This window comes from Ralstonia sp. 22086 (assembly GCF_052045975.1).
Taxonomy (GTDB): Bacteria; Pseudomonadota; Gammaproteobacteria; order Burkholderiales; family Burkholderiaceae; genus Ralstonia; species Ralstonia wenshanensis.
On the sequence record NZ_JBQEPZ010000001.1, the window covers coordinates 423,144 to 436,277 of the forward strand.

General features: G+C 64.2%; 10 protein-coding genes. 8 read left to right on the forward strand and 2 right to left on the reverse strand.

Going from position 1 to position 13,134, the window contains the following annotated elements; translation table 11 throughout:
• Window positions 1-38: 38 nt before the first annotated feature.
• Window positions 39-1,148, reverse strand: coding sequence for a muconate/chloromuconate family cycloisomerase (locus ACTJK6_RS01970; RefSeq protein WP_322016687.1), 1,110 nt, complete (start codon window positions 1,146-1,148; stop codon window positions 39-41).
• A gap of 111 nt (window positions 1,149-1,259) precedes the next feature.
• Here ACTJK6_RS01970 and ACTJK6_RS01975 point away from each other — a divergent pair, with 111 nt between their 5' ends.
• Together ACTJK6_RS01975 and ACTJK6_RS01980 are read left to right on the forward strand one after the other, a co-directional pair.
• Window positions 1,260-2,171, forward strand: a complete 912-nt coding sequence (locus ACTJK6_RS01975; RefSeq protein WP_414560632.1) for a LysR family transcriptional regulator — start codon at window positions 1,260-1,262, stop codon at window positions 2,169-2,171.
• Window positions 2,172-2,274: 103 nt separating this feature from the next.
• On the forward strand, window positions 2,275-5,310 hold the full coding sequence (locus ACTJK6_RS01980; protein ID WP_440838218.1) for a transglycosylase domain-containing protein: 3,036 nt from the start codon (window positions 2,275-2,277) through the stop codon (window positions 5,308-5,310).
• 271 nt (window positions 5,311-5,581) lie between these two features.
• Here the strand turns inward: ACTJK6_RS01980 and ACTJK6_RS01985 are convergent, their stop codons facing one another.
• Window positions 5,582-7,135, reverse strand: a complete 1,554-nt coding sequence (locus ACTJK6_RS01985) for an MFS transporter (protein ID WP_440838219.1) — start codon at window positions 7,133-7,135, stop codon at window positions 5,582-5,584.
• Between the two features lie 64 nt (window positions 7,136-7,199).
• Between ACTJK6_RS01985 and ACTJK6_RS01990 the strand changes: the two genes are divergently transcribed.
• The 6 genes from ACTJK6_RS01990 to ACTJK6_RS02015 all read left to right on the forward strand — a co-directional run bounded on the left by ACTJK6_RS01990 (window position 7,200) and on the right by ACTJK6_RS02015 (window position 13,133).
• The gene (locus ACTJK6_RS01990; protein ID WP_232042796.1) at window positions 7,200-8,165 is read left to right on the forward strand and encodes a LysR family transcriptional regulator; all 966 of its coding nucleotides are present in this window, start codon (window positions 7,200-7,202) and stop codon (window positions 8,163-8,165) included.
• Window positions 8,166-8,198: 33 nt separating this feature from the next.
• Complete coding sequence (locus ACTJK6_RS01995; protein ID WP_440838220.1) at window positions 8,199-8,678, forward strand: CreA family protein; 480 nt, start codon at window positions 8,199-8,201, stop codon at window positions 8,676-8,678.
• 162 nt (window positions 8,679-8,840) lie between these two features.
• Window positions 8,841-9,017, forward strand: a complete 177-nt coding sequence (locus tag ACTJK6_RS02000; protein ID WP_009238172.1) for a hypothetical protein — start codon at window positions 8,841-8,843, stop codon at window positions 9,015-9,017.
• A gap of 369 nt (window positions 9,018-9,386) precedes the next feature.
• Window positions 9,387-9,914, forward strand: coding sequence for a (2Fe-2S)-binding protein (locus ACTJK6_RS02005; RefSeq protein WP_260802494.1), 528 nt, complete (start codon window positions 9,387-9,389; stop codon window positions 9,912-9,914).
• A 19-nt stretch (window positions 9,915-9,933) separates the two neighbouring features.
• Window positions 9,934-12,312 (forward strand): xanthine dehydrogenase family protein molybdopterin-binding subunit, encoded by a 2,379-nt coding sequence (locus ACTJK6_RS02010; protein ID WP_440838221.1) that lies wholly within the window; start codon window positions 9,934-9,936, stop codon window positions 12,310-12,312.
• Window positions 12,313-12,326: 14 nt separating this feature from the next.
• On the forward strand, window positions 12,327-13,133 hold the full coding sequence (locus ACTJK6_RS02015; protein WP_440838222.1) for an FAD binding domain-containing protein: 807 nt from the start codon (window positions 12,327-12,329) through the stop codon (window positions 13,131-13,133).
• The last annotated feature ends 1 nt before the right edge of the window (window position 13,134 follow it).

A 13,134-nucleotide genomic window follows, 5' to 3' on the forward strand; every position in this document is an offset into this window, starting at 1 on the left:
CGTGGTCTCCTTGGTGGGGTGTCTTGGTCTGGTTGTTCTCATTGGCGGCGCAGGCGCGCCAGCTTGTCGCGATCGATCTGGATGCCCAGGCCGGGGCCGGTTGGCACCTGCAACATGAAATCGCGGTATTGCAGCGGCTCGGTCAGCAGTTCCTGCGTCAGCAACAAGGGGCCGAACAGCTCGGTGCCGAACTGCAGCTCGCCAAAGGTGGAAAACACGTGGGCTGACGCCGCCGTGCCAACCGCCCCTTCGAGCATCGTTCCGCCGTACAGGCCGATGCCCGCAAGCTGCGCGATGGCGGCGACCTGCATCGCCGGCACGAGACCACCGGATTGCGCGATCTTCACGGCGAAGACGTCGGCGCTGGCAGAACAGGCCAACTCAAATGCATCCAGCGGACCATGCAGTGCTTCGTCGGCCATCATCGGCACCGCGAACTGGCGGGCGAGGCGCTCGAGCGCGGCGCGGCTTTCCGCGCGCACCGGTTGCTCGATCAGGTCGATGCCGCCGGCCTGCAACGCGGCGATGCCGTTGGCGGCGTCAAGCTCGCTCCAGGCCTGGTTGACGTCCACGCGCACGCTCACGGCGTCGCCCAGTGCATGCTTGATCGCCAGTACGTGCGCCACATCGTCAGCCACCGCGCGCAGACCGATCTTCAGCTTGAAGATGCGGTGACGGCGCTCGGCAAGCATCGCTTCTGCCTCGGCAATGTCTTTCTTGGTGTCGCCGCTGGCGAGCGTCCAGGCCACCGGCAGCGCATCTCGCAGCCGGCCGCCCAGCAGCTCAGACAGCGGCACGCCAAGCCGGCGGGCCTGCGCATCGAGCAACGCCGTTTCCAACGCGCACTTGGCAAAGCGGTTGCCCTGGATGGTCTTGCGCACCTTGGCCATGGCGGCCGCCACGTTGCGCGCCTCCATGCCGATCAGCAGCGGCGCAATGTGCGTGTCGATGTTGACCTTGATGCTCTCGGGGCTCTCTTCGCCGTAGTTGAGACCGCCAATGGTGGTGGCCTCGCCCCAGCCTTCGATGCCGTCTTCACAGCACACATGCACGAGGACGAGCGTCTGCGTGTGCATGGTGGCGACGGACAGTTTGTGCGGACGGATGGTGGGCACATCCACTAGAATGGCCTCGATCGAGCGAATCATGTTTTCCAGGTATCAGAAGAACTGCTATCAACGTGGAAACCAGATTACGCAGCGCAAATTGTCACGTCCAACACCGATTTAGTATCGGCTTCATACCTGACGGGTATAAAAATGGAGCTACGCCATCTTCGCTATTTCGTCGCGGTTGCTGAAGAGCTGAACTTCACGCGTGCCGCTGAACGGCTGCACATCGCGCAGCCCCCGCTGTCGCGGCAGATTCAGCAACTGGAAGAGGAAGTCGGCGTGCTGCTGTTCGAGCGCGGCAGCCGCCCGCTCAAGCTGACCGAAGCCGGCCGCTTTTTCCACGCGCACGCGCGGCAGTTGCTCGCACAGACGGCGGAACTTGCCTCGATGACGCAACGCGTCGGCCAGATCGAGCGGCGCATGTCCGTCGGCTTCGTGGCTTCAACGCTGTACGGGATGCTGCCAAAGGTCATCCGGCGCTTTCGGGCGGAGTACCCCATGGTCGATCTGACCATGCACGAGATGACGACCATGGACCAGATCCAGGCGCTCAAGGACGGCCGCATCGACGTCGGCTTCGGCCGCATCCGTTACGAAGACCCGAACGTGCGGCGCATCCTCCTGCGCGATGAGCGATTGATCGTCGCGCTGCCATCAGGCCATGCCCTGCTGGACGGCAGACCGACGGTATCCCTGCGCGACCTTGTCGGCGACACGCTCATCATCTACCCGCGCGCGCCGCGTCCTAGCTATGCGGACCAAGTGCTCGCCCTCTTCCACGATCGCGCGCTCGAACCCAGCAAGATTTACGAGGCACGGGAATTGCAAATTGCCCTGGGACTGGTCGCCGCGGGCGAAGGTGTGTCGGTGGTGCCGCGCAGTGTGGCGGGCTTGCGGCGGGAAGATGTCTGCTACATGGAACTCGACGATCCGCAATTGGTCTCGCCCATTATCTTCAGCACGCGCCTGCTCGACGAGTCTGAAGACATCCAGGCCATGCTGGCGCTGACGTATCGGTTGTATGACGAGCAGAAGATCCCGTATTACGCGCCCTCGTAAGGCTTGCAATGGTGGCACCAAAGTTACAAGCCGCTGGACACGACGGCCGCATGGGCTAGATTGAAGCAAGGCGCACGTTCGCCTGCGATTGGAGCGCAAGCGAGTGAAAAGAATACGCCGCCCCATCATCATCAAGTTGGCCCTCGTCGTGGCGCTGGTGCTTGCGGTGGGCGCCTTGCTGGTCGCTCACGAATTCCGCACCTCCGCCTGGCAAGCCCGCTACTTCGCGCATCTGGCGCAATCGCAAACCTTTCCCGTCAAGCCGGGGCCAAACACGTCGGCCCGCTACCCGAGCTCCGGCCCGTATGACCAGCGGCTCGGTTATCACGACCTTCCAACCTTTCTAGACCGCCTGCGCTCGCGCGGCTACATCGTTGCCCAGCAGGCTGTGCCATCCAAAGAGATGGTCGCGCGAATGGACAGCGGCATGAACCCGCCTTATCGCGAGAAAGACCAGGCCGGCCTGGAATTGCTGGACGATGATGGCCGACCGATCTACCGCGTGCGGCACCCCGAACGTGTGTATGACAGTTTCGCGTCGGTACCGCCGCTGCTCGTCAACTCGCTGCTCGCAATTGAAAACCGCACCCTGCTGCAGACGGAATACCCCAAGCGCAACCCGGCCGTGGAGTGGTCACGCCTGGCACGCGCCGTGTGGGACCGCGCCCTGCACGTCGTGAACCCGGCGCATGAATCGCCTGGCGGCAGCACGCTCGCCACGCAAATCGAGAAGTACCGCCACTCGCCAGAGGGCCGCACTGATTCCCCCAGCGAAAAGCTGCGCCAGATGTTCTCCGCATCCGCGCGTGCCTACCTGAACGGAGAAGACACCACCGCCACGCGCCACCAGCTCGCGGTCGATTACCTGAACACCGTGCCGCTGGGCGCGCGCGCCGGGTTTGGCGAAATCCAAGGGATTGGCGATGCGCTATGGGTCTGGTACGGACGCGACTTCGCCCAGGTGAATGCGTTGCTCTCGGCCCAATCGACCGCCCCGCTCGCAGACCGCGCGCTTGCGTACAAGGAGGCGTTGAGCCTGCTCGTATCGCAGCGGCGGCCGTCGTATTACCTTGAGAACCTCGATGAACTCGAAACCTTGACCAACGCCTACCTGCGCGTGCTGGCCGTATCCGGCGTGATTCCGCCAGCGCTGCGCGATGCGGCGATCGCACAATCGCTCAAGCAGCAGGCACTGAACACGCGCGTACCGCCTCCGCCCATCGAGCACAAAGGCACAAACGCCGTACGCGTCAATCTGGCGAGCATGCTCGGCATCTCGCGCATGTATGCGCTCGACCGGCTCGACCTGACCGCCAGCAGCACGCTTGATGCGCCGTTGCAGCGCGATATCTCAACTGAGCTGCGCAAGCTGCGCGACCCCGCGCACGCCAAGGCCGCCGGCCTCGTCGGCGACATGATGCTGGAGCGCGGCGACCCGCGCGGCGTGACGTACAGCTTCACGCTCTACGAACGCGCGCCGGGCGGCAACCGGGTGCTGGTGCAGGCCGACACGTTCGACAAGCCGTTCGACATCAACGAAGGCGTCAAGCTGGATCTGGGCTCAACAGCCAAGCTGCGCACGCTGGTGACGTATCTCCAGATCGTGGCGGAGCTGCATAAGCGCTATGCCGACCAGCCTGCTGCGGCGCTGCGCAAGGTCAACATTCCCGTGCAGAACCCGATCGAGCGCTGGGCCGTCGATTACCTCGCCCACACGCAAGACCGGTCGCTCGCGGCGATGCTCGATGCATCGATGGAGCGCAAGTACTCCGGCAACGCTGGCGAATGGTTTGCCACCGGCGGCGGCATGCAGAGCTTCGAAAACTTCGAGAAATGGGAAGGCACCCAGAACTTCACGGTGCGCGAGGGGCTCAAGCACTCCGTCAACCTTGTCTTCGTCCGGATCATGCGCGACATCTCGCGCTACTTTCAGCACCAGTTGCCCAATGCCGGCGCCGAGGCGTTGACCAACCCGGATTCCCCACAGCGGCAGGTCTACCTGCGACGCTTTGCCGACCGCGAAGGCAAGCTCTTCATGGGCCGGTTCTACGCCAAATACAAAGGCAAGACCGACAAGGAGCGCGAAGCCATCCTGGTGCAAAGCACGCGCGCCACGCCGGTGCGGCTGGCCACGATCTACCGCAGCATCGACCCGGAGGCCGGGCCAGGAAAACTCGCTGCGTTCATCCGCAGCTACCTGCCAGGCGCAAAGCTGGATGAGGCCGAACTCACCAACCTGTATGAGAAATATTCCGTCCAGCGTTTCGACCTGGCCGACCGCGGCTACATCGCCAAGCTGCATCCGCTGGAGCTGTGGCTGGTGGCGTATCTGCGCACCCACCCACAAGCCACCCTCACGCAGGTGAACGACGCAAGCGCCGATGAGCGCTTGTCCGTCTACAAATGGCTGCTGCAATCGCACCGCAAGGCCGCGCAAGACAAGCGCATCAAGCAGATGCTGGAAATTGAAGCGTTCCAGCAGATTCACGCCATGTGGAAGCGGCTGGGGTATCCGTTCGAGTCGCTGGTGCCGTCATACGGCACGGCCATCGGTGCATCGGCAGACCGGCCGGCATCGCTGGCGGAGCTGATGGGCATCATCGAAAACGACGGCATCCGCCTGCCCAGCGTACGCATCGATCGCCTGCGCTTTGCCGCCAACACGCCTTACGAAGTCATGCTCTGCCGCGATCCCAACGCCGGAGAGCGCGTGCTGCCGCCGGAAATTCCGCCCCTGGTCAAATCCGCGCTGGCCGGCGTCGTCGAAGGCGGCACCGCCAAGCGCATCTCCGGCACCTTCGTCCAGAAGGACGGCAAACCCATCGCCATCGGCGGTAAAACCGGCACCGGCGACAACCGCTTCAAAACGTTCAGCCGCGGCGGCGGCCTCATCTCCGAACGGGTCGTCAGCCGCTCCGGCGCCTTCGTCTTCTACCTGGGAGACCGCTACTTCGGCACCGTCGTCGCGTACGTGGCCGGGGCCGATGCCGCCAAGTACAAATTCACCAGCGCACTGACGGTGCAAGTGCTCAAGGTCCTAGCACCCACGCTGATGAACCATCTGGACCTGCAAGACGAAGCGCCCGCCTTCAACTGCAAGGTGCCGCAGGCCACAGCGCCGGAACAGAAGCTGGATTGAGACAAGCCACGAGACCATCGCGGAGGCATGTGCCGCACGATGGTGTGGCCGTACCTTGCCCTATGCGGCGCCTTGGATTTTTGTTGCGGGGAGGGAAAAGAAGGGAGGCTGTCTGAGCGCAGCGAGTTTGCCTCCCTTCCCTCCCCGCGACAGAAATCCAAGGAGGAAGTCGCCGCATCGGGCGCGCCTTTCTTTGCTTACCTTTCTTTGGCAAGACAAAGAAAGTAAGTCGGCCCCGCCAGGGGACGAAACACCCGGCCCGCAGCACCCCTCACCGCAACGACCGCTGCAACCAGATCGCCCCCGCACACCCCAACGCCACCACCGCGCCCCAGGCAAACAAATCCCCCACCGCCAATAACGTCGCCTGCCGATCGATCTCCGCCGAAATCCGAATCAACTCCGAACCCTGCAACGGATGCGGCCACTGCCAAGCCGGCGTCAGCGCGCTCACATGCCCGACCAGGTCGGTGCGGTGCTGCGCCTGCCCGCGCTGCAGCAACAGCGTCGCCCCCATCGTCCCAAACGCCTGCGCCCAGGCCCGCATGATTCCCTTGAACTGGTAGGCATGGCCGAAATCCTTGGCCGGCAAATCCACGTAAGACAGTCCCGCCACCTGGATCACCACAAACATTCCCACCATGCCTTCGATCATGAACCCCGGCACCACCGCCCCCACCGAGGCACCCGGCATGGCTACATGCGACATCCACAGCAGCGCGGTCGCCATCAGCACAAAGCCGATGGAGATCAGCACGCGCTTGGTCGGCAGCACGTTCGTCAACTGAAAGTTCAGGATGCCCAGCACCACCGTCACCAGGCCGCCCAGGCTCATCAACTGCGCGGTGGTCTCGTAGCGGAAACCCAGACCGTTCTGCAGCAGGCTCGACGAAAGGAAACCCCAGGCGCTCGCAAACATGTAATAGATGGCGTAGAACACCATGCCCATCAGGAAGCGCCGCTGCAGCGTGGCTCGTAAATCGACCCACGGCAGCGGATGGCCCGTCTGGCGAATGCCGACCCAGATGACGAGCGCCACCACCGCAATGATCGGCACCACCTGCGCAGGCGAGCCGTCGGGGTGAATGAAGCGGGCCTGCTGAAAGCCGTGCAGCGCAATCAGCGCCGCCAGCCCAAACGCGATGGCCGACGGCCAGTCGAGCGAGGCGAAATCGCCCTTGCGCTCGTGCAGTTTCGGATGCGGATAGAACGCCGCCACCAGCCCGCACACCACCACGGCCACCAGCAACTGCGCAACGAAGATGGCGCGCCAGCCAAATTGCTCCGTGAGCGCCGCCGACAGCATCGGTGACACGCAACTCAGCCCGAAGATGCCGTAGATCATGCCCTTCATCATCGTGCGGCGTTCCTGCGCTGGGCTGTGCTGCACAAAGATGCGCGAGGTGGACAGCATCGGGCCGCCGCCAAACCCCTGCACCGCGCGGCCGACGATCAGCATCGTGCCGCCCTCGGCCGCCGCGCACATCAGCGTGCCGACAATGAACACCAGCAGCGACAGCAGCGTGTGCTTCCGGTATGTCATGTGATCGGCCAGCCGACCCATCACCAGAATCGCCAGGCTGGCTGCTGCCGCGTACGCCGTCACGGCCCAGAGATAGACATCCTGTGACGCCAGCACCCCACCTTCGATATGCGGTCCGGCAATCGAAAACATCAGGTTGGACATGTAGTCCACGCCCGTCGCCAGGCCAATCACCATGCCCACCATGCGCAATTCCATCCGGCTGCTGACGGTCGATTCGGCGGCCGGTTTGCGCGGCGCGGGCGGTGAAGAAACCGTGTGGTCTGTGCTTGGCGTGTTCATGCAGGGATGGTAATTTGCCTCGAAACCGGCGGAAATCGCCTGCCAACAAATTCATTGTTCAAATATGCGAACGACGGACTGGAACGACTGGGACACTTTCTGCACGGTGGCAACGCTCGGCAGCTTCACGCGCGCAGCCGATCGGCTCGGGCTGCCCAAGTCGTCGGTCAGCACGGCGGTGTCGCGCCTGGAAGGCAAGATGGGCGTCCGCCTTTTCGAGCGCAGTACGCGCCGCCTGCGCCTGACCGACGCCGGTGAAGCCCTGCTGCGCGACGCCGGTCCATTGTTCCAGCGGCTGCGCGAAGTGTCGGAAGATGCCGCAGCGACGTTCCAGTCACCCGCCGGCACCTTGCGCATTGCCATGCCATATGAATTTGCCGCCAAGCAGCTCGCAGAGGTGGTGCTCGAAGTCATGCGCGAGCACGCCGCCCTGCGCATTGAGGTGGACGTGGCGCCGCGCCAGATCGACCCGCTCGCCCAGGGCTACGACATCATGCTGACCGTGCCGCGCGGGCCGTTGCCCGATTCCGGCCTCGTCGCCCAGCGCGTCTTTGATTTGCGGCGCGCCGTGGTCGTCGCCCCGCAATTGCTGGAGCGCCTCGGGCCGCTCACCCACCCAGATCAGCTCGCCGATTGGCCTTGCCTCGGCACCTCGAACGAAGCCGAATGGCAGTTCCGCACGCCCGGCGGCGAGACGATCAACCTGCCGCTCGACTTCCGCATGCGCACCTCCAACAGCGAATTGCGCATGCAGGCCGCCATTGCTGGCTTGGGTGTCGCTCGCATCACCTCCGTGTTTGCTACCGACCTGATCGCTTCGGGCGCGCTGCAGGAAGTGCTGACGGATTTCCAATCCCCGCCGATGCGCGTGTATGCCGTATTTCCAGGGCGCCGCCTGATGCCCGCCAAGGTCAAGGTCTTCATGGACGCCCTGCACCGCCGCATAGAGCATTCCCGCCAACACACTGATATGCGGCCCACCTTCGTAGACGAGGCAGCCGCATCTTGGCCGCCCGAATCGCTGCTCTGACTGACAACCCTCTTTTTTTACCTACGCAAAGCCATGCGCCCGTTCACCAAACTCCCCGTTTTGATTGCCGCGCTCGCCCTGAGCACTGTTGGATGCTCCCGCGCGGAAGACATCGGCAGCGTCAGCACCAATTTCCGCATCACGGGCTCTGACAAGATCGTCATCGAAGCCTTTGACGACCCGCTCGTTCAGGGCGTGACCTGTTATGTCTCACGGGCGCGCACCGGCGGCATCAAGGGCACGCTGGGCGTGGCCGAAGACGTGAGCGAAGCCGCCGTGGCCTGCCGCCAAGTCGGCGAGATCAGCTTCGCCAAGCCGCTGCCGCAGCAGGACGACATGTTCACGCAGCGCCTGTCCCTCGTCTTCAAAACGCTGCACGTCGTGCGCACGGTCGATCGCAAGCGCAATGTGCTGGTCTATCTGACGTATTCGGACAAGGTCATTTCGGGCAGCCCGAAAAACAGCGTGACGGCGGTGCCCATCCCGGCCAGCCAGCCGATTCCAGTCAAATAAGCGGTGGCCGCACCACATTGGTGCGGCGCAACGCAAGCGTGGTGGGGGAGCAACGGTGGACGGCGCAAAAGGGGTGCATACGTAAGCCTACGTATGGTGCATTGCATCATCTGGTGTATAGTCAGGGTATTCCCTAACCGGGATTTCCCTAAGAGGCCAATCATGCAAAACACGAACGACCTGAAGCTGACCGATCAACTCGAACGCGAACTGATCGAGCGCGAAATGTCCGAAGGTATCTACTACTATCGCCGTCCGAGCGGCCAATCGTTCTCGTTCGCCCAGTTCTTCTCGGCGATTGCGAACCTGTTCGGCACGCACCGCACCGCCAAGGCCTAACCCGCCACGCTATTGTTGATGGGCGTGTGCCCAAGCTAGCAGTCAGCAGTACTCGCAGTCTCAGTAGCATCGTGCGCCGGCCGTGTGTCATCACACCCGCCGCCACACCCGCCAGGTCATGACCGCCTGGTGCCAATCGAGGGCCGGATTCCGGCCCTTTGTCATTTCTGCGGCATTTGTTTGGTTTGTCTGCGTGCCGCAGCATCGCCCTTTTTCCTGCGACCAGCGCACCGCGCTGCGGTTGTCTTCTGGTTCGCCTGTGCTTTACTGAGTAGAGCCGCGACCACCGATATCGAGACCACGCGCGCATCTTCGCAGCAACGAAGGCGCGCAGCATGGCACCGGCGCCCATTCCCCAAGGAGACTCCCATGGCGATCAGCCTCAAGCTGTCGGTCAACGGTGCGCCTGTCACCGTCAGTGTCGAACCCCATACCTTGCTAGTCCAATTGCTGCGCGAGCAACTGCGCCTGACCGGTACGCACGTCGGCTGCGATACCGCGCAATGCGGCGCCTGCACCGTGCATATGAATGGGCGCGCGGTGAAGTCCTGCAACATCCTGGCTGTGCAGGCTGACGGCGCCGAGGTGACCACCATCGAAGGCTTGTCGAAGGACGGCACGCTGCACCCGATGCAGGAAGCCTTTCGCCAATGCCACGGCCTGCAATGCGGCTTCTGTACGCCAGGCATGGTGATGGCAGCGACGGCGCTGGTTGCGCAGCATCCGCATCCCGATGAACACACGGTGCGCGAGCAGCTCGACGGCAACCTGTGCCGCTGCACGGGTTATCACAACATCGTGCGCGCCGTGATGCACGGGGCTGAAGCCATGGCAGAAGCCCAGGGCGAGGATGCCTCGCTGCAAAGCCTGGCCGCGGCGCGCGCCCACGCCGCCTGACCCCAGCGAGGAGACCACCATGAACGCTCCCGCAGAACCCAACAATCACCTGATCGGCGCGGCCGTCAAGCGCAAGGAAGACTTCCGCTTCCTGACAGGCGTCGGGCAGTACACGGACGATGTCGTGCAGGCCCACCAGTCCTACGCGGTGTTCCTGCGCTCGCCGTATGCGCATGCGCGCATCAAACACATCAATGCGGATGCCGCACGCAAGCATCCGGGCGTGCTGGCCGTGCTCACGGGCGACGACCTGGCTGCCGACAAGGTGAACGGCCTGCCGTGCGGCTGGCTCATCCACAGCATTGACGGCACGCCGATGAAGGAGCCGCCCCACCCCGTGCTCGCGCAAGGCAAGGTGCGCCACGTGGGCGACCAGGTCGCGCTGGTGGTGGCTGAATCGGTGAAGATCGCCAAGGACGCCGTCGAGATGATCGACGTGGAATACGACGAACTGCCCGCCGTGGTGGACACCGCCACCGCAGATACCGCCGGCACCGCCGTCCACGACGACGTGCCGAACAACACCTGCTACACCTGGGGCCACGGCGACAAAGCCGCCACGGATGCCGCCTTCGCCAAGGCCGCGCACGTAACGCAGCTCGACATCGTCAACAACCGCCTGATCCCGAACGCAATCGAGCCACGCGCCGTCAACGCCAGCTATTCGCGTCAGGACGACAGCTACACGCTCTACGTCGCCAACCAGAACCCGCACGTCGAACGCCTGCTGATGTCGGCGTTCGTGCTGGGCCTGACCGAAGCCAAGGTGCGCGTGATTGCGCCGGACGTGGGCGGCGGGTTCGGCTCGAAGATCTTCCTGTACCCGGAAGACGTGGCGCTCACGTGGGCATCGAAAAAGGTGGGCCGACCGATCAAGTGGACGGCCGAGCGCTCCGAGTCCTTCCTGACCGATGCGCATGGCCGGGACCACGTCACGCATGCGGAACTGGCGCTCGATGCGCAGGGCAACTTCCTCGCCATGCGCGTGCACACCACGGCCAACATGGGCGCGTATCTGTCGACGTTTGCCAGCAGCGTGCCGACCATCCTGTATGCGACGTTGCTGGCGGGCCAGTACAAGACGCCTGCCATCTATGCCGAAGTGAAAGCGGTGTTCACGAACACGGCGCCGGTCGACGCCTATCGCGGTGCCGGCCGGCCCGAGGCAACGTATGTGGTCGAACGCCTTGTTGAGACGGCTGCGCGCGAACTGCAGGTCGACCCGGCTGAGCTGCGCCGCCGCAACTTCATCCGCACGTTCCCGTATGCCACACCGGTCGGCCTGACGTATGACACGGGCGACTACGAGCCGTGCCTGGACCGCGCCATCGAATTGGCGGACGTAAAAGGATTTGCGGCCCGACGCGATGCCTCCCGCGCCAAGGGCCGGCTGCGCGGCATGGGCTACTCCTGCTACATCGAGGCGTGCGGACTGGCGCCGTCGAACATCGCCGGCGCATTGGGCGCGCGGGCCGGCTTGTTCGAAGCTGGTGAAATTCGCGTGCACCCAACGGGCTCCGTCACGGTCTTCACCGGCTCCCACAGCCACGGCCAGGGCCACGAGACGACGTTCGCGCAAGTGGTGGCCGATCGGCTGGGCGTGCCCATCGACAACATCGAGATCGTGCACGGCGACACCGGCCGCATCCCGTTCGGCATGGGCACGTACGGCTCGCGGTCGATTGCCGTGGGCGGCTCGGCCATCATGAAGGCGCTCGACAAGATCGAGGCCAAGGCCAAGAAGATCGCCGCGCATCTGCTGGAGGCATCGGCGGAAGACATCGAGTTCAAGGATGGCGTCTTCCGCGTGGCCGGCACCGACCGCACCAAGACGTTTGGCGAAGTCGCGCTCACGGCCTACGTGCCGCACAACTACCCGCTCGACAAGCTCGAACCGGGGCTGGACGAAAACGCCTTCTACGATCCGACCAACTTCACCTACCCGGCCGGCGCGTACATCTGCGAGGTGGAAGTCGACCCCGACACCGGCGAAACCCACATCGACCGATTCGTTGCGGTGGACGACTTCGGCAACATCATCAACCCGATGATTGTCGAGGGCCAGGTGCACGGCGGGCTTGGCCAAGGGATCGGACAGGCGCTGATGGAGGCCTGCGTCTACGACGAGAACGGCCAGTTGCTGACAGGCTCGTACATGGACTACGCCATGCCTCGCGCAGACAACCTGCCCAGCTTTACGGTGGAAACCGCCAAGGGCACGCCGTGCACGCACAACCCGCTCGGCGTCAAAGGCTGCGGCGAGGCCGGGGCGATCGGCTCGCCGCCGGCGCTGATCAACGCCATCGTCGACGCGCTTGCGCCGCTGGGCGTGAAGGACATCCAGATGCCCGCCACGCCGCACCGCGTCTGGCAAACCATTCAAGCGGCCAAGGCCTAGGCAAGGAGCCCACCATGTATGACTTCGAGTACCAGAAAGCCACCGACGCCCAGACCGCCGTGACCGCGCTGAAGACGCACACCGATGCCAAATACCTCGGCGGCGGTCAGAGCCTGCTTGCGGCGATGAAGTTGCGGTTGGCGCAGCCGTCAACGCTGGTGGATGTCACGCGCATTCCGGGCATGTCGGGCATTCGCACACAGCCGGGCGTGATTACGGTGGGCGCAGCCACACGCCATGCCGATGTGGCGGACAACGCGGACATCGCCCGCATGCTACCCGCGCTGGGTGAACTGGCCGGCGGCATCGGAGACCGCCAAGTGCGCGCGATGGGCACGCTCGGCGGCTCGCTTGCCAACAACGACCCGGCGGCGTGCTACCCGGCTGCGGTGCTGGGCCTGAACGCCACCGTCGTCACCGAGCGGCGCAACATCGCAGCGGACGACTTTTTCCTCGGCATGTACGAGACCGCGCTGGCTGCGGATGAACTCATCACCGAGGTGCAGTTTCCCGTGCCGGACCAGGCGGCCTACGTGAAATTCCGCAACCCCGCGTCGCGATTTGCGCTGGTGGGCGTGTTCATCAGCCGCAAGGGCAACCACGTGCGCGTGGCGGTGACGGGCGCGGCGCCGTGCGTGTTCCGCTGCACGCCGCTGGAGCAGGCACTGACGGCCAGCTTTACATCGGAAGCCGCACGCAAGGTGGTGGTGCCGGCCGATGATCTGGTGGGCGATCTGCATGCCTCGCCAGAATACCGGGCGCACCTCATTCCGGTATTGACGGCGCGCGCGGTCGAACAGGCACTGGCGCACCATCATTGAG

What these genes read in the sequence shown, in the direction of transcription:
- ACTJK6_RS01970 (WP_322016687.1), bottom strand. Translation starts at nt 1,148, where the DNA reads ATGATTCGCTCGATCGAGGCCATTCTAGTGGATGTGCCCACCATCCGT.
- ACTJK6_RS01975 (WP_414560632.1), top strand. Translation starts at nt 1,260, where the DNA reads ATGGAGCTACGCCATCTTCGCTATTTCGTCGCGGTTGCTGAAGAGCTG.
- ACTJK6_RS01985 (WP_440838219.1), bottom strand. Translation starts at nt 7,135, where the DNA reads ATGAACACGCCAAGCACAGACCACACGGTTTCTTCACCGCCCGCGCCG.
- ACTJK6_RS01990 (WP_232042796.1), top strand. Translation starts at nt 7,200, where the DNA reads ATGCGAACGACGGACTGGAACGACTGGGACACTTTCTGCACGGTGGCA.
- ACTJK6_RS01995 (WP_440838220.1), top strand. Translation starts at nt 8,199, where the DNA reads ATGCGCCCGTTCACCAAACTCCCCGTTTTGATTGCCGCGCTCGCCCTG.
- ACTJK6_RS02000 (WP_009238172.1), top strand. Translation starts at nt 8,841, where the DNA reads ATGCAAAACACGAACGACCTGAAGCTGACCGATCAACTCGAACGCGAA.
- ACTJK6_RS02005 (WP_260802494.1), top strand. Translation starts at nt 9,387, where the DNA reads ATGGCGATCAGCCTCAAGCTGTCGGTCAACGGTGCGCCTGTCACCGTC.
- ACTJK6_RS02010 (WP_440838221.1), top strand. Translation starts at nt 9,934, where the DNA reads ATGAACGCTCCCGCAGAACCCAACAATCACCTGATCGGCGCGGCCGTC.
- ACTJK6_RS02015 (WP_440838222.1), top strand. Translation starts at nt 12,327, where the DNA reads ATGTATGACTTCGAGTACCAGAAAGCCACCGACGCCCAGACCGCCGTG.